Genomic DNA, 21,869 nt, shown 5'->3' with positions numbered 1-21,869 from the left:
TGCCGAATAAACATCGGGATTCCACGACAAATCGGCGTCCAGGACCTATCCGTGTCCAGGCCTGCGTCATAGGATCGTTTCTCATCCATGTTTGGCAGTGCGCCCATGACAGTACCGCATCGTTGCTCTTGTACGGCCTGAGCGGCAGTCGCCCAACTGGATGACACGGTGCAGCGACTCGTTAGCCGCGCGCGAGCAAAATGGCCCGTCCATCGACGTGGAGCACCTGCCCCCCGCCACCAATTTCCGCTTGTTGGCGGCGGGCTCCGAATAGAGGTCACCCGCGAGAACGACGCCCACGCCGCCCGGCGAGGGCAGCGCCCCCGTTTCGGAGAACATGCGCCAATCTTCCGCCAGCACCTCGCCCAGAAGGCCCACCGCACCGTCCTCCAACGCAAGCGGCGCTACCCCTTGCAAGTCGGATGTAAGGAGCAACCCATCCAGGTCGGCTGGCAGCGCATCGACGGAGGCGCGCAGCACCGGCAGCCTGCGGGTCTCCGTTCCTCCGCCCGATGCGGCCGCGAGGTACGTGATCTCGTGCAAGGGGCTCGACTCGAGGGAAAGGACGCGCATGGCGTCCAGTCTAGCGCACGACGAAGAAGCGCTTGCCTCCCTCGGGGTGCTCCCAGCTTTCGCGAATGGCCGTCCACGGTATCGTGGTGGTTGAAAAACGAAGCCGCCCGACGATTTCCCCATGTCCGATGGCAGCCGTCCCGCTTGATCGTCCGCCAAGGTCGTATCTACACCAGCGGCGCCGGCTTCGCGGGTGTCGACTTGGTGACCACGTTGCTGGTCGACCTGGGGTTCGCCAAGGAAGAGCGCATCGTGCGAAAACTCATGGCCCTTCCCCCGGTGCGCGAATTCCAGACTCCTTACGAAATAGCGGATCCTGTCGCAGTACCGTCTTTCGAAAAGAAATTGAACCAACTTTCCAAAGACCATCTGCGCCAAATCTCTCCGGCCTTCCTGGCCCGGCGCATGGGTATGTCGTCGCGCACCCTCTCACGACGATTCTGGGACGAACTCCGAACGACCCCAGGCAAATGGATTCAGCAAAAGCGCCTGGAGGTGGCCCGCTCGCTCCTGGAGGAGAGCAAATTGGATATCTCCCGAATTTGCCGCGAAGTAGGCTATCAAGACCTCGCCTCGTTCTCGCGTTTGTTCTCACGCACCGCAGGCATGACACCGGGCGAATATCGAAAGCACCTCAGAGGTTAGCTCCGCTTCGTCCAACATGGGCGAGCACAATTCTCGGATAGGAAGAAGGAAACCGCCAAGACGCCAAAGGCCGCCAAGATCGCCAACGGAAACGGCAATAAACCCAAAAGAAGGATTTATTGTTGGTTCCTCTGGCGATCCTGGCGACTCTCTTTTGGCGTCCTGGCAGCTTCTTCTTCTCTAATGCTCCCCCACGACCTCGCCGCGGGCGGTGCGGCGGATGGCTTGGGGCGGTTGGCCGTAGGCGCGGAGGAAGGCGCGGCGCATGTGTTCGCGGCCGGTGAAGCCGCTCTCGCGGGCGACCATGTCGATGGAATCTTGGCCGCGCTCCATCATGATGCGGGCGGCTTCCACGCGGAGGTCTTCGATGGCTTTGGCCGGTGGGCGGCCGGTTTCGGCGCGGAACGTGCGGCTGAATTGGCGCGGGCTGAGGTGGGCGACTTTGGCGAGCTGCTGGATGGATAGCGGCGTTCGCAGATTCTGCTTTGCGTACGTGAGCACGTTTTGAATGCGATCGGTTTTCGGTTCCAGGTCCAACAAGACGGAATGCTGCGATTGGCCGCCCGCACGGCGGTGGTAAACCACCAGCTTCTTGGCCACCAAGCGGGCCACCTCGGGCCCCAGATCTTCTTCCACCATTCCAAGTGCGAGGTCGATACCCGCCGTGGCGCCGGCCGACGTCCACACCGGGCCGTCGACGATGAAGATGCGATCTTCGTCCATCTTCACTTTGGGAAAGCGGGCCTGGAGATCGCGGGCGCCGTACCAATGCGTGGTCACCCGGCGCCCGTCGAGAATCCCCGCCTCGGCGAGGACGAAGGCGCCGGTGCAGATGGATGCGACCCGGCGGCACGTCTTCATGGCTTTGCGAAGGAAGGAAAGGACGGCGGGGGACGAAGGGACGTAATCTACCGCACCGCCGACGATGACGGTGTCGAACGAAGACGGTGTCCGAAAACGCTGCGTCTCGATGGATACGCCCATGGAGCTGCGAATGGGGCCACCGGGTTCCGAGAGAACGTGAACGTCATAGAACGGCGCCGGCGCCGAGACGTTCGCGAACTCGAACACCGCGAGCGCGGCGAAGCTCATGACCTGAAAGTCCGGGGCGACGAGGAATCCTAGGCGCTGCATGTCCGTCTCTCCATGTCCTAAACGGTCATATCTATGACATTTGCGACAGCGAAAGGCGACCCCACACTGTTCTTTGAAAGGGAAACGGACTCATGTCTACCAATGAAAAAGGGACGGCGCTCATCACGGGGGCATCATCGGGCATCGGGGCCATCTACGCGGATCGGCTCGCCCGGCGTGGCTACGATTTGCTCCTCGTGTCCCGCAACGAAGCGCGGCTGCACGCGGTGGCCGAGCGCATTTCGCGCGATACCGGTCGCTCGATCGGCGTCCTCGCGGCCAACCTGGCCGATCCGGCCGATAGCGGACGCATCGAGGCACAACTTCGCACCAATGCGGACATCACCATGCTGGTGAACAACGCCGGGGTCGGGGCGGCGGCGCCGCTCTTGAATGCCGACGTGAATGCCATGACCGGCATGATCGACATCAATGTCCACGCGCTCACCCGTTTGACGTACGCCGCGGTGCCCGGATTCGTGAAGCGTGGCAGGGGCACGATCATCAATGTGTCCTCCATCGTGGCCATCGCGCCGGAAGCGCTCAACGGCGTCTACGGCGGCAGCAAAGCCTTCGTGCTGGCCTTTAGCCAATCGCTGCGCCACGAACTCTCCGACAAGGGGGTTCGCGTCCAAGTCGTCCTCCCGGGTGCGACGGCGACGGACTTCTGGGACATTGCAGGCCAGCCGCTTTCGAAACTGCCCGAGCAGATCGTGATGTCGGCCGAGGACATGGTCGACGCCTCCCTCGCCGCGCTCGATCAGGGCGAGTTCGTCACCATTCCGTCCTTGCCCCATCCGGCAGATTGGGATGCCTTCGAAGCCGCACGCGCGGCGCTGCGCCCGAATCTGTCGCACAAGGCGCCGGCGGCGCGCTACGGAATCAAGACGACGGCGTAGCGGACATCGAAGAAACCGGGAGACTCGCCAGGGTGAAGTCGGCGCTCACCTTGCGAATCTCGTCGGGGAATGCCGCGAGGTTCACGTTGGTGGAAAAGCCAAAGGGGGCGCCCAGCGGACGAAAGAAATCGTCGAAGTGGCTCGGCACCACCACCTTGGGCTCGAGTCGTCCGAGGATGCGCGACCAATAGTCACGTGTAAACCGCCGCCCGGCAATGCCGGCGAGGAAAATGTCGACGGGGCGGCGGGGGATCTCGTCGTCGAGGAGGTTGGCGCTACCTTGATGGTAAAAGCTCGTGCCGCCAACCTCGATGCGGATCCCCCAGACTTGGCCGCACTTGTAGGCCGCCGGCGAAAGGGCATCGAGGTGCTCGCAGGTGAGCTCCCCATCGAACGGCACGCGATGCCCGAGGACGAGCTTCGAGTGCTCGCTGGGAACGAAGGTCACCGTGAACGGCCCGAGTTCGTAGCGCCGGTGCGGCTCCACGCGAACGGCCGATTCGCCGAGGCCGTGCAGCTCCATCAGCCGCACGAGCGACGCGGAGCCATAGGCGGACGCACCAAAATGTCGCGCAATGGCCGGTACATCCAGCGCGTGATCGAAGTGGCAGTGCCCCACGAGCACGCCGGCAACCTTGCCGGAGATGCCGCCGAGCAACCGCTCGAGCAGCGGCCGATCGGGCAAGGCGCGCTCACCACGCAATACCGCGCGCAGCGGCACGCGCGAGAGATACGGATCGATGAACAGCGTGTGCTGCTCGCAGCTCAATCGATATCCGGCGGTGCCCAGCCATTCCAACTCGAGCCCCGCGGGCAAGGGCAACGGCACCGCGGTGAGCTCGCGCAGCACCACGCCGTCGGCCCGCTCTCGCTGCGCGCGATGCGCGGCAAAGGATGCCAGGCTCGAGATGTGCTGGAGCAGTTCGAACACGGTACGACGAGGTTAGGTGGAATCACGGGACCTTGTCGATGAGGAAGGTCGCTCACGCCTTCTTGCGAGGCTTCTCCGAGCGCGCGCCCTTTGGGCCGGCGCCGTTCAGGAAGAGATCCACGGCCGCCTTGGCCAGCCCGCGAATCTCTGCGGGGGATACCTTTCGTCGTGCGTCGAACAGGAGCTTCATCTGCACGTCCGCCTTCAGCATGCCCAAAAACTGGGCAGCGGCCCGATCGCAGTCGGGAACGTCGATCTCGCCCGCCGCCTGCCACGCGCGCAGGTACTCGCCCACCAGCTTGTGCGACCGCTGAATGGGCCCTTCCAAGAGCATCAGCCCCAATTGAGGAAAGCGGCGCGTGTCATGGGCGACCGTGCGATAAAGTTCGATTTGAATGGGGGCGTAGATGCTGCCGAGGAACGCGACACCGAGCTTTTCCAGGGTGGAGCGAACCTCGCCGCGTTTCAAGTCGGCGGGCTGCCACGGCCACGGAAGCACCGACTCGCAGAGCAGCGCCATCACGGCCTCGAACAGCGCATATTTGTCGTTGAAGTGATTGTACAGCGTCCGCTTGGATACGTTGGCCTGCTCGGCGATGACGTCCATGCTGACGCCCTCGAAGCCGTATTCGAGAAACAGCCGCGTGGCCGCCTCCACCATGGCCTCTCGCTTCTTCTGGCTCGAGCTGCGGAGCGCCCGTTCCATCAGGACGACGTCCCCCATGCGACTACCGTGACCCAGCCATCAACTCGAGCGCCCGTGGCGTGGGGCCGCCGGTTCCCCAGACGTTGGCATTGGACGGGGTGCGCTCCCACTCCTTCGCGCTCCACGGCGTGCCAGGCGGAATCTGAATGAGCTCGGCGGTGTACTCCACCACGAAGCCCGCGGGGTCCTCGAAATAGTCGAACACATTGCCACCCGGCCCGTGCCGGCCGGGCCCCCAAATGGACTTTGCCCCGCGCTTGCCCGCGCGCGCTCCGGCGTGGAGGACGGAGCCCTGATCGTCCACCAGAAACGCCACATGGTTCAAGGACGCCTGCTCGCACTGGCTCAATCCGATGCAGTGGTGATCTTGATTGCAGCGCAGGAAAATGATCGCGTCCTTCTCGTACCAATCGGAGACGGAGAAGCCGAGGATGTCGACATAGAACCGAGCAGTATCGCGGGCGTTCGGAGAATTCAACACGACGTGGCTCATGCGCTCCGGTAGGTACTTGGCGATCGCCCCCGGGCCGGCCTCCTTCTGCGTCGCGCTAAGCTCCACGAGCTGCCCGTCCGGATCCTTGAAGAGCAGACCGTAATAGTCGCCGGGCCCCGGGAGCACGACGGGAGGGCTCACCACGGTAACGTCCGCGCGCTGCAAATCCTCGTACGCAACGTCGACCGCCTCCCGCGTGGCAAGCCCCAATCGCAACCGCCGGAGGCGGCGTTGCGGACCGGCGACCAATCCGAAGATCCACGGCTCGTCCCCTCGCCCGCGAAAGTACAGCGCGCCAGCCTCCTTCGTGGAAAGGGCCTCGAGACCCCAGGCGTCCTCGTAGAAAACCTTCGCCGCTGCCAGATTCGGGGCCTCGAGCAAAACCCCGCGCAGATGTGTCGTTGCAATCATGGTCCGTCGCCTCCAGAAATTACACTGATCAGTGTAGTTTACTTTTGGAACGCGGCGAGGAATGAACGCGAGCGAAACGTTCATCCCGAACTTGCTCGGCATAGCGGCACTGGAAAATGCCATCGATGCGCGCCTGCCCGTGCGACGGATCTCGGATGAAACCGACCGTTTTGGCATGGCTTCCTAAACGCCGCGCCCGCTCCACGACCGCGTCCGTGTGGTGAAATGAAACGAGAAAGTCCCCGGATCCCGATTTCTCACTCCGCGAGGAATTAACCGTCTCGCTCCTTGGTATACATGACGTATACGACTTCTTTGTCGTCGCGGGGCTTTGCGCCGCTTCGAGAAGGTGAGGAGACGGACATGGAGCGATCTTTCCGATGGGTGGCGTGTACCTTGGTCTTGGGAGCGGGTTTTGCGGCCGCCTGCGGTGAATCCTCGAGTGGCGGGCCATCCGCAAAGGATACCGATGGCGGAGGCGGCGTCGCCGACGCGGCGCCCAGCGAAGGCGGGAACACCGACGGAGGGGATCAAGGACCGTCCCCGAAATACGTGGGGCGCGTGCTCACGGACACGCGCTGGGAGCAGAGTGCGTCGTCAGGCCAGCGCAGCTACCGGACATTTTCATTCGCGGCATTTTACCGTTCGAACGAGACGGTGGAGGTGACGGCTTCCGACGAAGGTACGAAGGTCAGTCGCTGCAGGATGAGCGACCTTGGAGGTGGCTGCGCGGTCCGCACGTGCGACACCGAACGCTTCGATGCCGGGGTCGATGCCGGCATCGGGCCGATGCCCCACGCCGGAAACATCGCGATTGAAGCCAGTGACGAACTCAAGACGCAGCTCGAACCGACGAGAGATGGCAGGTACCGCGCATCGGATGACAATGGCATCCGATCGGAGGCCGAGAAGCTCGCGGTCGATGCCGTGGGGGGCGAGGTACCGGCGTTTCATACCGAATTGTTCGCTCCGCGCGAAGCCCTGGTAGCCAGGGAGTCGTTGGCATTGGGGACGATCGAGCGCAGCAAAGGCTTCGACCTCACGTGGTCCGGAGGAGCGAATTCGCAACTCGGTGTCAGTCTGGGCGACGTTACGTGCGAGTTCGACGGGAACACGAAGACGGCGCACGTGCCAAGCGAAGCCTTGGAAAGTCTCCAGAACGGCGCGACCTACGTTCTCTACGTTTACACGCAGAGAACGTCGCATGCCGTTGCAGGGGCCTGGGACGTTGCCGTCACCGCCCGCGCTGCCGCGCATTTTCCGGATAACCAGGACGTCTGCTACGTCGCGATGACCCTCCGATGATTCGAACGCCCGCGGATTCCGAATTTCTTCTTTCGAATCGAAGCGGCTTCCGTTACGCCTGCGCGAGCCCCATCCAGGCTGGCCCGTCGCTCGCGCCCGTGCGCGTCAGATGGGCCCGACCGAGTCGGAAGCGCCGCGGCGTCGTTTTGGTCCAGCGGCGGAACGTGCGGAAGAACGACCCCGGTTCGGTAAAGCCAAGTTGAAATGCGATTTCGCTCAACGGTCGGTCCGTCTCGGCCACGTACGAACACGCGAGTTCGCGCCGCACGCCGTCGACCTCCTGGCTGAAACTGCTCCCTACCTCCTGGAGTCGCCGCTGCAGGGTGCGCTGGCTCACGCCGAGTTGGCGCGCCACGCCGCTTACCGATAGCGTGCGGCTCGCCCCCTTCGTGAGCGTATCGCGAACGCATTCGCGAAGGTGTGCGATCAACCCGGACGGCAGTGGGGCGGCCGGTCGAAACAGGCCCGACAGTCGGTCGTTCACCAGACGCATGTCACTCTCGAGGCCCGACCGCTGTGCTTCGTGGAAGCGTTGCACGCCTTGCATCGCCAGGGCGAGCACGAACTCATTGCCAATCATGGCGAAATCGGGTGTGCCGGAAGCCGCAATGCGCGCCTGAAGGGCCGAGTAGCGCTCTCGTTCCTGGTTGGTCGAGCGCCATGTCTCGATGATTCTTCCATCGTGAAAACGTTTGACGAGCGTTTGGTCGATTTCGACACGCCAACCCGTTGGGGCGATTCCGAATAGATTCCCCGAGTGCGTACCACCAATCGTAAAGCGAACGGCCACGCGATCGCCGTCGTAGATCTCGTCGTGAATGTCGCAAGACAGATCCGGAAATGCCACTCGCAACGACGAGGCAATTCGTTTGAGCCCCGCCGGTCCCATCGACTGTGCATCCCGATGGTTGACGTATCGCGGGTGAACCACTTGGTCGAGTACCTCGATCCGCCCCTCGCTCCAAACCTCCCCCAAATAGCGAGCGATCACTCGACTATGGATCTTGCGTAGCAAACGAAGCCTCCTTACCGCCTCATCCTCACGGCTCGTCGCTTCGAATTTGAAACGTTCCACCCTTAAGTTCAAGCCATAATAGCGATCACATCCTACGGAATCCCGATCAGGGAAGCACCAAGACACACGGCCCGCGCGGATCACGCGACATTCGGGCTCCGTTTCGGCGCGTTTCCCCAGTCCGATGGGAAGGTGAGAATGACTATTTCACATCGGAACGACGAACTTTCATTCATCGCCCGGCGCGGCGCGAACCCCTTTGAGCACGGGGCGAGGAAGAAGGTGCCCCACGGAGCGCAACCCGTCGTCCCCATCGACGACCTCGGAGGCTTTGGTGGCCGTTGCGGCACGGATGAACCATGCATCCAGCTGCGAAGCGCTCGTGCAGGCGCGAATGCGCCGGCGAATCGTGTCGGGTATTGCGATGCCGCGCAGCTCGAGCAAGAGAAACACGTCGTGCACACGAGCCTCGGCCCATCCGTGCGCCCATCCATCTTGCCAAATCATATCGACACCCTCTCTCCTCACGCCCTCTTCACGCCTTCGCGCCTCGGACGATTTGGAAATGAGTGCGGCCACGCGGCCCGCCTTATGGCCTTTTCTTGTCCGACCCGTCGCTATTAATGCTGGCTATGGTCCAACCCGCAACGAGCGGCCATGCGACGCATTGTTTGTGAATTAATCAATATTCGCAGCCCGAAGGCTCGTGCTAGATTCTTCGACAGGCGTTGCGGGGAGCGATCGTTGCGATGGGGTCGCCATCTACGGCCATCGCGAGCGTGCTTGCGCAAATGCCTACTATTGAATCGTTTTCAAAGCGGGGCTAACGGTCGTTAGCACCGGTCTTTCTAGCGGGCTGACCACGTTTTAATGCCAACTTAACGGGGCCCGAGCCATTCGTTTGCGAACATGGTGGAGGGAAGATGCATGTCACCAATCGCCGCCCAACGGAATCGCTGCCCGTCATCGCGCTTCTCGTCGAGGAGGGACTCGCGCACGCGCGCGAACAACTTGCCATGTTGGCAGGCGCGTCCGCGAAGTATTCCGCGAAGTTCGAGACGGTGGAAGACGCCGCACTCGACCGCTTTGGTCGTTTTTTCGCGGACGAACTCGGCGTGCAAATGATCTACGAGGGATACGTCGTCCGTTGGTCACGCGAGCCGGCCAACGCGCACGAGCAACGCGAACTGGCCAGGCTGCGCCAGGTGCTTGCACATACGCGGGCAACCTTGGCCGAGGGCGAGTGGATGCTCGGAACGCTCAAAGAGCACATCGCCCGACGGAAGACGGCAGCCCCTCGTTCGTTTTAGTGGGTCATTCCTTTAGCGCCAAGCGCCGCGGAGCCCGAAAATAGGAGTCTTCGCCGTCGGCGTGGAGATCATGGGCGCGAGTTGCCATCGCGATGCCGTCTTCTTGGGCGCCCGTTCGAATCCCAAAAGCGTGGCGTCGAGCACCATGGCCAGCCCGGCACCCGCGCTCGCCCCGATGAGGCTACCCGCGAGGTTGTCTCCCGGCCCGACCAGCGTGGGAATGAGCGCGCCCACCCCCAAGCCCGCGAGGGGCCCGGCGATTCGGAAACCGAGGCTGAGAAAGCCCTTTCCGAGGCGCTCATGTGTCCAATGCACAATCGGCCCTCCGAACACGTACCCCATGATTCCGAGCCCCATGAGGACGACCACGGGCGCGCCCTCGGATGCCCCCGAATCGCCTTCGATCTTGGGAACGAACGCGAGGCCGCCGGCCGCCGATACCAGCGATGCCACGTCGACGATCACCGTTTGATACCCAATCCAGTGCCGACCTTCGTCTTCCGACGCATCGGCGCGAGTCGGTAACATCGCGAGGAGAGCCAGGGGCAGAATTCTAGCGTGCATTTTGCCGCACCTCCAATTAACATACACCAACGTATCCGAATTAATTTTCACATACACCAACGCATGTCAAATGATCCTTCACCGCGCCGGCGTGCCAAGGCGCGTCCTTACGCCAGCGCCACACGAACCCTCGCGAAGGAAGAAACCCGGGACGCCCTGATCGCGGCCGCGCTGGCGCTTTTCGCGGAAAAGGGGCTCGACGCGCCAACCATCGACGAGATCTGCTCGCGGGCGGGGTTCTCTCGGGGGGCCTTCTACGACCATTTCGGCACCCGCGACGCGCTCATGGTGGAGGCGATGAAGTCGCGACGGCGCGCCACGTTCGACGGCATTCTGGAGGCGCTCGGCGACTCGTTGAGCGTGCCGGGCCTGCTCGAGCTCCTGGGAAAGCTGGTCGCCGCCGGTTCATTTCCCCCGAAGGCTGGCGTGCGAAGCCCCGAGTTCTTGCAGGCATGTCGGCGCTCGCAGGAACTTCGAACTGCGCAGTTCGACCTTCTCGACGAAACGCGGACGCAGCTCGCGGGCGTCGTCCGTCGCGATCAACAATCCGGCGGCGTTCGGCCGGACGTGGATCCCGAGGCGCTGGGAGCACTGCTGATCCTTCTCGAAGCGGGCGTCGAGCTGATGGCCGATCTCGGCTGGCGTTACGATGTTCGCAACGTCTCGAATCTGGTGGCGCAGCTCGTCGCCGCCGAACGAAAGCCTATCCCCCCGAGTGCACCTCTTCGAAAACGTCCTCGTCGCGGAGGGTCATGACTTCCCGCCCCGCCTCGCGAAGCTTCTCGCGCGGAACATTCGAATAGCGCGACGCAAACCCTTTGGTGACCCGCAGCGTGATCGCCTGCCCCGTCGACTTGCGCCGGTAGGTCGTTCGCGTCTCGGGCGCGGGTGCGTCCGAAAGCGTGAGATTCAATTTGCCAAGGCTTGCGCCAGTGGCCGCGGCGGCGCCGTCGGCGATGCACGAATACTGCACCTCGTGGGGCGTGAAGTGCACGACCTCCACATCGAAGCTGCCTCGCTCGAGGCCGAGCTTCGTGCGTGCGTATTCCCCCATGCGGTATCCGGCGACCACCCAGGGACCTGCGCCACCATGAATGGTCGCCACCCGTTCGATGGCACCGTCGCCCGCGGGCGCAATCGGGGGATGGCTGGGGGGCGTGGAGGAGCTGCAGGCCACGAGGGCCAGGAGTGCCATCGAAAGAACGTGGGAGCGGGTCATCGGCTTCTCCGGATCAGTGCGATACGAATCGGGGGTGCCCGGCACGCGAGGCGTAACGCTGCATCGTCCGAATGCTGATACCAAGCCGGCGCGCCGCCCGCGAACGATTTCCTCCTTCGAGGTCGAGCGCGGCGCCCAAAATGCAATCGACGCTCTCCTCGAGCGACTGATCGAGCCGCACTTCGACGACGTCCGCACCGCATGCGCCATCCGCGGACGGCTTCGGTGCGACGGGAACGACATCGCGCAGGGGCGCCGGCAGATCGCGCACCCGAACCTGCCGTCCATCACGAAGCAGGCAGACGAGCTCCACGACGTTTCGAAGCTCCCTCACATTGCCCGGCCACGGGTAATGGCGGAGTGCGGCCATGGCGCTCCGTCCGAAGCGCGGCGGCTTCATGCCGTGCGCCGCCGAAATCGTCGACACGAATTGGCGGACGAGGACGGGGAGATCCGGCTGCCGGACCCGCAGCGGTGGAACGTCGAGGCTGATGCCCTGAATGCGATAGAAGAGATCGGCGCGAAAGCGCCCAGACTTCACCTCCTCGTCCAACGGGCGAAGCGTGGCCGTGACCAGGCGCACGTCGACGGCGATCTTCGTCGTTCCGCCGACGCGCATGAATTTGCGATTCTCCAAGAACCGCAACAGCTTCGCTTGAACGGCGATGGGCATCTCGCCAATCTCGTCCAGAAAGAGTGTTCCTCCGGCTGCCGCCTCCACCTTGCCCCGCGCGCGCTCCGTCGCGCCGGTGAAGGCGCCTTTCTCGTGCCCGAAGAGCTCACTCTCGAACAATGCTTCGGGGATCGCGGCGCAATTGATAGGAACGAAGGGCCCCGAACGTCGTTTGGAGAGCTCGTGAATGCGCCGGGCGAGCACCTCCTTGCCCGTTCCGCTCTCGCCGATGAACGTGACCATCACCTCTTTGTCCGCGATCTTGCGCACCACGCGGTCGAGCTCGCGCATGGACCGAGAGCGCAGGATCGGCTGAATGGCGGCATCGGGCTGGCGCTTCGTCCTTGGCATGCGAAAGAGTGTCGCTCCGGACATGCTTGCTGTCCAATGCTACGACAAAATGTCGTATCTTCCTCTCCGCGCAAGCCCACGGGCATCGCGTGGCGGAAATCCGCGAAAAACCGCTGATGGCATCTTGGTTGCTCCTTCGCAAGGTCCGTTTGGGACCCGAATGACCCTACCCGATTCGCCAGAGAGCCCGTTGCCCATCGGGGCCGCGGTTCGACGCGTGTTCTCCAAAGGATATCGACTCGCCGATCTCCGCGCGGACATCCTCGCCGGAACCGTCGTGGGCATCGTCGCGGTGCCGCTGTCGATGGCATTGGCCATCGCCGTCGGCGTTCCGCCCCAGCATGGTCTTTTCACGGCCATCGTGGCCGGCGCGGTCGTGGCCCTGCTCGGCGGGTGCAAATTCCAAGTCACGGGTCCCACCGCGGCGTTCGTCGTGATTCTGACGCCCATCGTGAGCAAACATGGACTCGCGGGTCTGCTCAGCGCCGGGCTCATGGCCGGGCTGATCCTCATCGCCATGGGCGTTGCGCGCTTGGGAAGTCTGATTCGATACATCCCACATCCGGTTACGACGGGATTCACGACCGGCATCGCGATGGTCATCGCCACCTTGCAACTCAAGGACGTCTTCGGCCTTCGCGTGGGGCCGATGCCCGATCACTACCTTGGAAAGATTGCGGTCCTCTGGAGTGCGCGTTCGACGGCCAACGCCCGCGAGCTCGGGGTGGCGGCCATCACATTGGCACTCCTTCTCCTGGTTCCTCGCGTGGTGAAGAAGATACCGGCACCCCTCATCGCCATGGGTGCGGTGTCGCTCGGCGTCGCGTTCCTGCATCGGGTGCATCCTGACTTCGCGGTGGCCACGATTGGGAGCCGCTTTCACTCCATCGTGGATGGGGTCGAGATCGCGGGCATTCCATCGACCCTCCCGTCGCCATCCTGGCCTTGGGGCGCGCAAGGCGTGAGCTTTGCTCTCGTGCAGGATCTCTTCCCGGCGGCCTTTGCCATCGCCATGCTCGGTGCCATCGAGTCGCTTCTCTCGGCGGTGGTCGCCGATGGAATGACGCATACGAAGCACGATCCCAATTCGGAGCTCGTGGCCGTGGGCATCGGCAACGTGCTCGCCCCCCTTTTCGGCGGCATTGCCGCGACGGGCGCGCTCGCGCGAACCGCCACGAACATTCGCACGGGGGCACGCTCCCCCTTTGCAGCGGTGACCCATGCGGCGGTCGTTCTTTTGGCCATGCGGGTGCTCGCCCCGTTCGTCGCGTATGTGCCCATGGCATCCCTTGCAGGGCTCTTGCTGCTCGTGGCCTGGAACATGTCCGAAATCCACGGCTTCCTCGGGGTGGTGAAGATTGCTCCGAAAAGCGATGTGTTCGTGCTGGTCACCTGCTTCGGATTGACGGTTTTCTTCGACATGGTCGTGGCCGTTTCCGTCGGCTTCGTCCTCGCCGCCATTTTGTTCATGCGGCGCATGTCGGAGCTCACCGAATCGCGTTTCGAGCTCGACGCCTCGCGCGACGGCGACGGCTCGGCGCCGCTCCCCGATGGGCTCATGGTGTACGAGATCAACGGCCCCCTCTTCTTTGGTGCTGCGCAAAAGGCCTTGGCGACACTTCGCACGACGCCCGGGGAAGTCTTTCGCGTCCTGGTGATTCGCCTCGAGCGGGTACCGGTCATCGACGCCACCGGGTTGGTGGCGCTCGAGAATGCCATTTCGACCATGCTGCGGGCGAAGAAGAAGGTCGTGCTGGCCGGACCGCTTCCCAAGCCACACCGCATCTTCGACAAAGCCCAATTGGAAGCCAAACACTCGGGGGGCCTTTTCATTCGCGCCAATGCCCGTGCGGCCATGGATCTGGCGGTGAGCCTCGCCGATGCGCCGCCTTCCTCGTCGAGAAAGAGCACGCATTAACTCCGCTCGATGCGGACGAGGCCCTTTTTGTTGACGACGATGGTCGCGTGCAATTCGCGCGAATCATGGGCGGCGGTGAGCTTGATGCGCGCGGGGAATCGATACACGCGTGGAGCGCTCAGCACGCGGACGCTGCGTTGCCCGGGATCCGGGAAGGCAATTGGTTTCACGTCGTCGTGGAGCCAGGCGAAGACGGGCGAAATGTCATAGCGAAAGATCTCCCGCACCGAGCCAACGCCGAGGTGCTTGGCCGCGGGGTGCACCTTGCCGTGGTGAACGAAGCGAATCAAGGTGAAACCCGAGGCGTCGGGACGCAGCACGCCTGTGCGACCTGCACCGTCCGCGCGATCGAACGACTCGCGCGCGCTCACCACGACGCGGTTCCGGCTGCGGTACCTTGCCACCCGCTGCGCATAGAAGCGGTGCACGCGCCCTTCGATCCAGGCGCGGCCGACCTCTTTGATCTTTTCGCGCGTGGCGTAGATGATTCCGGCGAACATCGCAATCAGCACGAAGCCCCAGGTCATGCGCGACGTGGAGTCCCCGTGCAAGAGAACCACTTGCCAGGCGAAGGCCCACATGCCCGCGAGGATGGCCACGAACGACGATACCCATCCGTGCATGCGTTCGTGCACCTGGTAGCCTTCGAAATCCAAAAAGAGCGCCTCCTGAAAATGCTTTTTGAGCAGGCTCGAACGCCCGACGTACCGCTCGAGCGCATCGGCCGTCCCCTCCTCGATATCGAGGTATCCGCGCTCTTTGCGGTGTTGCATCTCCCGGGCGAGCGCCTCGAAGACGCCCTCCTCGATGGGCCGAAGGGCGCGCTCCACGTCCCGGCGCGGGCGCATGGCATCGCGGGTGTCGCGCAGGGCTTCGGAGGCACCCGTCAGCATGTGGACCAGCTGCGTGCTCCAATATTCGTCGACCAGGGCGCACTCGCGCGCGAACACCGCGTCGTCTTCGACCTGCGGGTTGCCTTGCAACCGCGCCAACTCGGTGCGCGCGGGCTGGAGACGCTCGAGGGCCGAATCGAACCAAAGCCGCAGCGCCGGTCCCACACCCTCGGGGAGATCGTACCTTCCCCCGCAGCCGCCATGCCCGCTTCCCGCATGAGCCTTCGCCCGCTCGCAGTGCCGCGCAAAACCGACACTCGACCACGCGAGCCCGCAGGCCACCGACGCCGCATACCTTCGCAGTCCCTCGAGGGTTCGTTTCGCAGGCGGGGATGCGTCGTCCGGCGTTTCCAGGCGCACCAGCGATTGCAGATGCGCCCACGGCGCGTGGTGCACGACGGCATTGGCGGGGATCTCCAGTTCGACGGCGAGCTCGTAGCCGCCGACGTCGAGGGGGACCACGGCGGTCCACTCGAGCCGTGAGGCATCGTGGATGGTGAGATCAATCGACGCGGCGGCGACGAACACCTCGGGGCGCGCGACAGGGACCTGCTCTCGGAACGGGATGGCGGTCGACATCATGCTCGCGCGAAATGCCATTACCGTGCCGCACGGGCGTCACGGGAAAGGCACGGCCGAGGGTCACGGCGTCCATGCAAAATGCAGCATCGCCTTCCCGAGGCACGCCGCAAGCTGCCGACACGCTACTTGGCCGATGGGGACAGGTAATCGCGATAGCGCGCCAGCGTCTCCGCCGTGATGCCCGGACCGGGGCGTAGTTCCATATCGCGCCCGCGCAAGGGTTGCCCGTCCTCGCCGCAGATGCGAAGCGGTGGGATGGGCCGGCCCGTGCGGCGATCGTGGACCACGAGCGGCTCGTTGCCCGGGCCGAGCACCCAGCGATCGGCCCATTGACGAAGCGCGGTCAGCACCACGGCCAAATCTCTCCCCATGGGGGTGAGCGCATATTCGTAGTGGGTACCGTGCTCACCCACGTCGACCAGCTCGAAAACGCCGCGCTCGACCAGATGGGATAGCCGCTGCGCGAGGACGTTCTTCGAAATACCGAGGCTCTCCTGAAAGTCGCTGAAGCGGCGCATGCCCATGAAGGCGTCGCGCACGATCAGAAGAGTCCACCAGTCCCCGAGCACCTCCAGCGCTTGGGCGACTGAGCAGTTCATTCCATCGAAACGCGTTCGCATATCAAAATGGTTGCACGAAAGGACCAAATTGTCCACAGTCCGAAAATGGCCGCGACGACGGACTGGAAACCGACAGCGTGCATCTTGTGCGAGTGCAACTGCGGGCTCGAAGTCGAGCTGGGCGGTGAGGACGGGCGGCATCTCGTCCGTCTTCGCGGGGACAAACGGCACCCGGTCTCGCAAGGGTATGCTTGCGAGAAGGCACACCGGCTCGACCATTATCAGCATGGTCCCGATCGGCTCACCACGCCGCTGCGGCGCCGGCCAGATGGCACCTTCGAACCCATCGATTGGGATACCGCCATTCGAGAGGTGGCCGCGCGCCTGACCGCCGTGCGCGACACCTACGGCGGCGACACCATTTTTTATTACGGCGGCGGCGGCCAGGGAAATCACTTGCCGGGTGCCTATTCGCCCACCGTCCGCCGCGCGCTCGGCTCGCGCTGGCGCTCGAGCGCGCTCGCGCAAGAGAAGACCGGTGAGTTTTGGGTGAGCGATCGCATGCTCGGCACGTACACCCGTGCCGATTTCGAACATTGCGATGTCGCGCTTTTCCTGGGAAAAAACCCGTGGCACTCGCATTCGATCCCGCGTGCCCGCGTCACGCTGAAAGAGATATCGAAGGATCCCGCGCGTACACTCATCGTCATCGACCCACGACGCACGGAAACCGCGGAGCTGGCGGATATCCATTTGCAAGTTCGTCCGGGGCGCGACGCCTGGCTGCTGGCCGCCATGTTGCACGTCATCGTGGCGGAAGATCTGGTGAACCACGCGTTCCTCGATGCGCATGCGGTGGAGGTCGATGCCGCGGTGGAGGCGTTGCGCACGATTCCATTCGACGAATGCTGCAAGCACGCCGGCCTCGAGGAGGGACTCGTCCGCCGTGCCGCACGGATCATCGGCAGGGCGCGCGCGTTCGCCAGCTTCGAAGATCTCGGCGTGCAGATGAATCGGCAATCGACGTTGGTGAGCTACCTTCACCGGCTCTTGGTCGTCCTCACCGGCAGCATGGGCAGGCCAGGCACGCACTACGTGCCGACGACGCTCGTCCAATTCACGGGTGGCGCGGCCTCGCGTCGTTCGCCCGTCGTCGGAGCGCCCATCATCGCGGGTCTCGTACCGTGCAACGTGATCGCCGAGGAGATCCTCGCCGATCACCCCAAGCGCTACCGCGCCATGATCGTCGAAACCGCGAATCCCGCGCATTCCCTGGCGGACTCGAAGCGGTTTCGCGAAGCGCTGGCCGCGCTCGATACGGTGGTGGTCATCGACGTGGCGATGACCGAAACGGCCAAACACGCACACTACGTACTACCGGCCGCCACACAATTCGAAAAAGCCGAGGCGACGTTCTTCAATTTCGATTTCCCATCGAATGCGTTCCATTTGAGGCCGCGCCTGTTCGAGCGGCCGCCGGGGGTCCTGCCGGAGGCGGAAATCCACGCGCGCTTGGCGGAGGCTCTCGGGGTGGTGACCGAGGACATGCTCGCCCCGTTGCGCGAAGCGGCCGCACGCGGGCTCGTTCCTTATGCGGAAGCCCTGGCCGCGCGATTGTTCAGCGACCCCGCGTATCAATGGCTGGCGCCCGCGATCCTGTATCGGACGCTCGATTTGCCCGAAGACGTTCGCGAGGGCGCCGTTCTGTTGGCGCTCGCGCTCAAGAAGGCGTTCGAGAATCCCGCGCAGCTTGCGCGCGCGGGATTCGGCGGCACACCGATCGAAGCCGGCGTGGCGCTCTTTCAGGCGATGATGACGTCGCCGTCGGGCGTGGTCTTTGCCGTCGACGAATGGAGCGAGGTGCTCGGGCGCATCGGGACCAAAGACGGCAAGATCCACGTTTCCCTGCCGGATTTGCTCGAGGAGCTCGAGAAGTGCACCCGTTCCGGCCCGAACGATTACGACGAGCGCTTTCCCTTCGTGCTCTCGGCGGGCGAGCGGCGCTCGTTCACGGCGAACACGATCATCCGCGATCCGTCGTGGCGCAAGAAGGACGCGAGCGGTGCGCTCCGCATGAACCCGGAGGATGCGGCGGCCCTCGGCATCACGGACGGCGGCGTGGTGCGCCTGACCACGAAGCGCGGCAGCGTCATCGTCGCCACGGAGATTTCCGACGCGATGCAACGCGGTCACGTCTCACTGCCCAACGGGATGGGCTCGGGTCGCCACGGCGATGGACTCGTCGGCGGCGTAGCCCCCAACGAGCTCACGGCACTCGACGAGCGCGATCCATTCGCGGGAACGCCATGGCACAAACACGTGCCCGCGCGCATCGAACGGGCCGAATAGACCGATTCGTCCGGCTAGGACAAGGAGAAGATCGAGCCCGTGCCCGAAAACGAGCACGAGTACGAGTACGTACACGAGAACGTGCTCGTAACCGTTCTCGTGGTCGTGCACGGGCTCGTAACAGTTCCCGTGTTCGTGCTCGTAACCGGGCATGGGCACGGGCACGGGCACGGGGTCGATCCTCTGGATCTTAGGGCATGCCCTCGCTCTTGAGGACGCGCCGCGTGGGGCACGTCGAGGCTATCGACGCGATGACTCCGTCGATGCACGAGGCTTGCTCGTCGCACGAAGCGATATCCAGGCAGTGTTCGATGCGGGTTCGATAGGCGGGCTGGAATCTCGGGTACAAACACGCGCCGGTCGACCATTGGCCGTGGCAGGCTTGGGCCTTTGCCTCGCAAGCGGCGGTTTCCTTTTCGTTCTTCGCACGCCCCGCCCGGGACATGCATACCTCGTCGTCCGCCCGCTGGTCGCACTGCGTGTTGCCACGACAGTCCGCATAATCGAGCTGGAACTGCGGTTCGTACGCACAATCCATGTAGATGACCATTCGATCGCAATCCGAGAGCCCCTCGGCGTGCTCCTCGTGGCACGTGTGCTCGCGCATGGTGATCGAGGTACAAAGATCGCTGCCCGTGAGGTCCGCTTTCCGATCCGGGAGAACCTCCTCGTGGCCGCAGGCGCACATCGAGCCGAACAAAATGGTCGTCACGACAAGACACTTCATGAAAAACCCTACACGTTGAAACAGGTCTAAATTCTAAGGAAGCCCTGCTGCATATCGAAGCAGGAAAGACTTCAGGGACTCACGGCCTTGGGAAATACGAATTCGATGGCCCATGCATCGTTCGTTTGAAGGCGCTGTCGGACCGCCGAGCCGAGGGCTTCGTCCTCGAGACGGCTGCCGCTGAAGACGATGGCGATTCGCTCGTCGCCCGGCTCGGCGTCGGCGACCAGCGTGAATGGAAGGGGCGCGCTTCCGGAGGGGCACTCGCCGTCGAAGAGCCGTGACCACCCATCGCCAGACCGCGACGCGACGGCGACGTGCGTGAATCCCTCGCAGCCCGCATGAAGGGCAATCGCGTCACCCGGGTGAATGGATGAACGCCCATCCCAGATGCGCGAACCGCCTTCGCTGCGAATGAGGGCTTGCGCGCCGGGTGCGCCCTTGCTTGCCACGTACGAGCCCATGGATCCGTCGTCGCGCACCGAGTGCACGACCAGAAGGATGCCCGCGGCCAGGGCCACCACCCCTGCGGCCGCGGCGACGATGCTGCGAATGCGTGTGACGTTGCTCGTCTTCGCCTTCACCGTCCTGGCCGACGGCAACGCGGACAGCGAATCGTCCTCGAGCGCGGCCAGGTAGCCCGAGCAACGCGCGCACGTCGCGAGATGCTGCGCGAGATCCGGATCGCCGGTTTTGCCATTGGCAAAGTACACGTCGAGTGCAAACGTCGACACCTCGTGCCGAGAATCGGGATCCGTCATGATGCAAACTCCTTTCTCCACGACTCGGCGTGGACGTCGAATGCCTCCAGCAGACGCCGGACGGTGCGCTCCGAGACCTCGAGGACTTCAGCGGTCTCGGCATGGGAGAGACCGTCGACCCGACAGAGAATGGCGGCTTCGAGCTCCTCCCCCGGTACCCGCGCGTGGAGAGCCGTCATGATCTTTTTGGCCGCGATGGCCCGTTCCACGCCGACCCCGCATGGAACCCGCTCGGAAGCGTCTTCGCCGTCATGGTTGGCGACCGTGCGCCGGCGTTTGCGTAAGGCATCGATGGCCAGGCGTGTGCAGGTTCGATAAAGCCACCCCATGATGGGTCGCGCGTCGGCGTCAGGCGGAAGTTCGATTCCGGCAAAACCGGATTGCCAAAGGCGAAGAAAAGCGTCCTGAGCGACTTCCTCGGCCTCGGCCGACGAACCGAGAAGCCGTCGGCATTTTGCCCGCACCGGGGGTAGAAAGCGAACATAGGCCATGGGAAAAGACGTGGGCGAATCGGGCACGAAGCGAATCCTCACCCCCTAAGACGCCGCCTCCCGGCAAAACCGGACAAAAAAGATAGACGTCGGACCATCCGACTGTCCGTCTCCGGTCGCAACTCACCAAAGGACGCGAGTGGCCCGCGTACGGGATTGGAACAGGCCCTCCCACCGCGGGAAACCACCCGACGATTCCGGCGCCAGAATCGAAATCCCGAGTATCCTCCGGCCATGAGCAAGGAGCACTCGGCTGGGCGGCTGCATGCGGAAACGGTGTGCGTGAGCGCGGGACGCACGGAGAAGCGCCCGGGCGAACCGCTGAACGTACCGCTGGTGATGGCGTCGAACTTCCGCGCGGGGCACAAGGGCGAGTACGCGCGCGACGATGGAACGGCCACGTGGACTGCGCTGGAGGCCGCTGTTGGCGCGCTCGAGGGTGGGTCCGCACTCGCGTTCGCATCGGGCATGGGCGCCACCGCGGCCATCGCGGATCTCTGGCCGGCCGGCGGGCGCGTGGTGGTGCCCACCGATTCGTACATTGCCATGCGCGCGCTGTTCGAGGAGGCCGGACGCTGGGAGATCCGCACCGTCGATATCACGAACACGGAAGCGACCTTGGCCGCGGCCGAGGGCGCGGATTTGCTATGGCTCGAATCGCCGACCAATCCATTGCTCGACGTCGCGGACCTTCCCGCATTGTGCAAAGGCGCCCGGGCCGCGGGGGTGCGGGTGGCCGTCGACAATACGTTTGCCACTCCGCTCTTGCAGCGCCCGCTCGAAATGGGGGCGGACGTCGTGCTGCACAGTGCGACGAAGTTCATGGGTGGCCATTCGGACCTGCTGCTCGGGTTAACGGTGACCGCCGATCCCGATTTGTACAAACGCCTGCGAAGGCGCCGCGAGCTCACCGGCGCGACGCCCGGCGGTCTCGAGGTCTACCTCGCCCTGCGAGGGCTGCGAACCATGCCGGTGCGATTGCGGCAGGGCGAGAGCAATGCCGCGGTCCTCGCGCAGCGGCTCCACGAGCACGCCGAGGTATCGCGCGTGCGCTACCCCGGGCTGTCCACCGATCCGGGCCATCGACGCGCCGCCGCGCAAATGGACGGATTCGGCGCCGTGCTCTCCTTCGAAGTGCGCGGCGGCGGCCAACGCGCCGACGCCATTTGCGAAGCCGTCCGCGTGATCACCTCCGCCACGAGTCTCGGCGGCGTCGAGAGCACCATCGAACGGCGCGCCAAGTTGCCGCGCCAGGAGCACGTGCCCGACAGCCTTCTCCGCTTCAGCGTGGGCTGTGAGCACCTGGAAGATCTCTGGGCCGACCTGGCCTCCGCCCTCGCCGCAACGGCGTAACGCGAT

At 64.1% G+C, this 21,869-nt stretch carries 23 protein-coding genes; 8 read left to right on the top strand and 15 right to left on the bottom strand.

All coding sequences use genetic code 11. The features are described from left to right. Positions 1 to 81: 81 nt before the first annotated feature. Positions 82 to 573: a hypothetical protein gene (locus tag LVJ94_06510; GenBank protein WXB06886.1), complete on the bottom strand. Its 492-nt coding sequence runs from the start codon at positions 571 to 573 to the stop codon at positions 82 to 84. 213 nt (positions 574 to 786) lie between these two features. Between LVJ94_06510 and LVJ94_06505 the strand changes: the two genes are divergently transcribed. Continuing rightward, the gene (locus LVJ94_06505; protein WXB06885.1) at positions 787 to 1,218 is read left to right on the top strand and encodes an AraC family transcriptional regulator; all 432 of its coding nucleotides are present in this window, start codon (positions 787 to 789) and stop codon (positions 1,216 to 1,218) included. A 180-nt stretch (positions 1,219 to 1,398) separates the two neighbouring features. Here LVJ94_06505 and LVJ94_06500 read toward each other — a convergent pair whose 3' ends face one another. Beyond that, complete coding sequence (locus tag LVJ94_06500; protein WXB06884.1) at positions 1,399 to 2,352, bottom strand: GlxA family transcriptional regulator; 954 nt, start codon at positions 2,350 to 2,352, stop codon at positions 1,399 to 1,401. A 92-nt stretch (positions 2,353 to 2,444) separates the two neighbouring features. Between LVJ94_06500 and LVJ94_06495 the strand changes: the two genes are divergently transcribed. Further along, positions 2,445 to 3,251 (top strand): SDR family oxidoreductase, encoded by an 807-nt coding sequence (locus LVJ94_06495; GenBank protein ID WXB06883.1) that lies wholly within the window; start codon positions 2,445 to 2,447, stop codon positions 3,249 to 3,251. Here LVJ94_06495 and LVJ94_06490 read toward each other — a convergent pair. The 3 genes from LVJ94_06490 to LVJ94_06480 are packed head-to-tail and all read right to left on the bottom strand — an operon-like array spanning position 3,235 to position 5,792. Continuing rightward, the gene (locus LVJ94_06490; GenBank protein WXB06882.1) at positions 3,235 to 4,182 is read right to left on the bottom strand and encodes an MBL fold metallo-hydrolase; all 948 of its coding nucleotides are present in this window, start codon (positions 4,180 to 4,182) and stop codon (positions 3,235 to 3,237) included. The genes LVJ94_06495 and LVJ94_06490 overlap by 17 nt on opposite strands. Before the next feature lie 52 nt (positions 4,183 to 4,234). Continuing rightward, positions 4,235 to 4,906, bottom strand: a complete 672-nt coding sequence (locus LVJ94_06485; GenBank protein WXB06881.1) for a TetR/AcrR family transcriptional regulator — start codon at positions 4,904 to 4,906, stop codon at positions 4,235 to 4,237. A 4-nt stretch (positions 4,907 to 4,910) separates the two neighbouring features. Further along, positions 4,911 to 5,792 carry a VOC family protein gene (locus tag LVJ94_06480; protein ID WXB06880.1) on the bottom strand — a complete coding sequence of 294 codons (882 nt, stop codon included), beginning with the start codon at positions 5,790 to 5,792 and terminating at the stop codon, positions 4,911 to 4,913. Between the two features lie 363 nt (positions 5,793 to 6,155). On the opposite strand from LVJ94_06480, the gene LVJ94_06475 reads away from it, so the two are divergent. Beyond that, a complete protein-coding gene (locus LVJ94_06475) occupies positions 6,156 to 7,097 on the top strand; it encodes a hypothetical protein (GenBank protein WXB06879.1) in 942 nt (313 codons plus the stop codon). 52 nt (positions 7,098 to 7,149) lie between these two features. Here LVJ94_06475 and LVJ94_06470 read toward each other — a convergent pair whose 3' ends face one another. Together LVJ94_06470 and LVJ94_06465 are read right to left on the bottom strand one after the other, a co-directional pair. Further along, a complete protein-coding gene (locus LVJ94_06470) occupies positions 7,150 to 8,088 on the bottom strand; it encodes an ester cyclase (GenBank protein WXB06878.1) in 939 nt (312 codons plus the stop codon). Positions 8,089 to 8,340: 252 nt separating this feature from the next. Further along, entirely contained in the window at positions 8,341 to 8,619 is a 279-nt protein-coding gene (locus LVJ94_06465; protein WXB06877.1) for a hypothetical protein, read from the bottom strand. Positions 8,620 to 9,035: 416 nt separating this feature from the next. Between LVJ94_06465 and LVJ94_06460 the strand changes: the two genes are divergently transcribed. Next, positions 9,036 to 9,422, top strand: coding sequence for a hypothetical protein (locus LVJ94_06460; GenBank protein ID WXB06876.1), 387 nt, complete (start codon positions 9,036 to 9,038; stop codon positions 9,420 to 9,422). Positions 9,423 to 9,434: 12 nt separating this feature from the next. On the opposite strand, the gene LVJ94_06455 is transcribed toward LVJ94_06460, so the two are convergent. After that, the gene (locus LVJ94_06455; protein ID WXB06875.1) at positions 9,435 to 9,950 is read right to left on the bottom strand and encodes a hypothetical protein; all 516 of its coding nucleotides are present in this window, start codon (positions 9,948 to 9,950) and stop codon (positions 9,435 to 9,437) included. A 99-nt stretch (positions 9,951 to 10,049) separates the two neighbouring features. Here LVJ94_06455 and LVJ94_06450 point away from each other — a divergent pair, with 99 nt between their 5' ends. Beyond that, entirely contained in the window at positions 10,050 to 10,742 is a 693-nt protein-coding gene (locus tag LVJ94_06450) for a TetR/AcrR family transcriptional regulator (protein ID WXB06874.1), read from the top strand. On the opposite strand, the gene LVJ94_06445 is transcribed toward LVJ94_06450, so the two are convergent. Then, positions 10,690 to 11,205, bottom strand: coding sequence for a formylmethanofuran dehydrogenase subunit E family protein (locus LVJ94_06445; GenBank protein ID WXB06873.1), 516 nt, complete (start codon positions 11,203 to 11,205; stop codon positions 10,690 to 10,692). The genes LVJ94_06450 and LVJ94_06445 overlap by 53 nt on opposite strands. Positions 11,206 to 11,218: 13 nt before the next feature. Then, entirely contained in the window at positions 11,219 to 12,253 is a 1,035-nt protein-coding gene (locus LVJ94_06440) for a sigma-54 dependent transcriptional regulator (protein ID WXB06872.1), read from the bottom strand. A gap of 136 nt (positions 12,254 to 12,389) precedes the next feature. Between LVJ94_06440 and dauA the strand changes: the two genes are divergently transcribed. After that, positions 12,390 to 14,147: a C4-dicarboxylic acid transporter DauA gene (dauA, locus tag LVJ94_06435; protein WXB06871.1), complete on the top strand. Its 1,758-nt coding sequence runs from the start codon at positions 12,390 to 12,392 to the stop codon at positions 14,145 to 14,147. Here dauA and LVJ94_06430 read toward each other — a convergent pair. Both LVJ94_06430 and LVJ94_06425 read right to left on the bottom strand, forming a co-directional pair. After that, the gene (locus LVJ94_06430) at positions 14,144 to 15,622 is read right to left on the bottom strand and encodes a hypothetical protein (protein WXB06870.1); all 1,479 of its coding nucleotides are present in this window, start codon (positions 15,620 to 15,622) and stop codon (positions 14,144 to 14,146) included. The genes dauA and LVJ94_06430 overlap by 4 nt on opposite strands. Positions 15,623 to 15,744: 122 nt before the next feature. After that, entirely contained in the window at positions 15,745 to 16,221 is a 477-nt protein-coding gene (locus LVJ94_06425) for a helix-turn-helix transcriptional regulator (GenBank protein ID WXB06869.1), read from the bottom strand. A gap of 66 nt (positions 16,222 to 16,287) precedes the next feature. Between LVJ94_06425 and LVJ94_06420 the strand changes: the two genes are divergently transcribed. After that, positions 16,288 to 18,531 carry a molybdopterin-dependent oxidoreductase gene (locus LVJ94_06420; GenBank protein WXB06868.1) on the top strand — a complete coding sequence of 748 codons (2,244 nt, stop codon included), beginning with the start codon at positions 16,288 to 16,290 and terminating at the stop codon, positions 18,529 to 18,531. A gap of 190 nt (positions 18,532 to 18,721) precedes the next feature. Here the strand turns inward: LVJ94_06420 and LVJ94_06415 are convergent, their stop codons facing one another. The 3 genes from LVJ94_06415 to LVJ94_06405 all read right to left on the bottom strand — a co-directional run bounded on the left by LVJ94_06415 (position 18,722) and on the right by LVJ94_06405 (position 20,537). Then, positions 18,722 to 19,258 carry a hypothetical protein gene (locus tag LVJ94_06415; protein WXB06867.1) on the bottom strand — a complete coding sequence of 179 codons (537 nt, stop codon included), beginning with the start codon at positions 19,256 to 19,258 and terminating at the stop codon, positions 18,722 to 18,724. Between the two features lie 71 nt (positions 19,259 to 19,329). Beyond that, positions 19,330 to 20,019: a hypothetical protein gene (locus tag LVJ94_06410; GenBank protein ID WXB06866.1), complete on the bottom strand. Its 690-nt coding sequence runs from the start codon at positions 20,017 to 20,019 to the stop codon at positions 19,330 to 19,332. Beyond that, the gene (locus LVJ94_06405) at positions 20,016 to 20,537 is read right to left on the bottom strand and encodes an RNA polymerase sigma factor (GenBank protein WXB06865.1); all 522 of its coding nucleotides are present in this window, start codon (positions 20,535 to 20,537) and stop codon (positions 20,016 to 20,018) included. Before LVJ94_06405 ends, LVJ94_06410 begins: the two co-directional genes overlap by 4 nt. 207 nt (positions 20,538 to 20,744) lie before the next feature. Between LVJ94_06405 and LVJ94_06400 the strand changes: the two genes are divergently transcribed. Next, positions 20,745 to 21,863 carry a PLP-dependent transferase gene (locus LVJ94_06400; GenBank protein ID WXB06864.1) on the top strand — a complete coding sequence of 373 codons (1,119 nt, stop codon included), beginning with the start codon at positions 20,745 to 20,747 and terminating at the stop codon, positions 21,861 to 21,863. The last annotated feature ends 6 nt before the right edge of the window (positions 21,864 to 21,869 follow it).

The organism is Sorangiineae bacterium MSr11367 (genome assembly GCA_037157805.1).
Classification (GTDB): domain Bacteria; phylum Myxococcota_A; class Polyangia; order Polyangiales; family Polyangiaceae; genus Pendulispora; species Pendulispora rubella.
The sequence above is the reverse complement of the archived record's forward strand: the minus strand, read 5'-3'. Positions and strand labels throughout refer to the sequence as shown.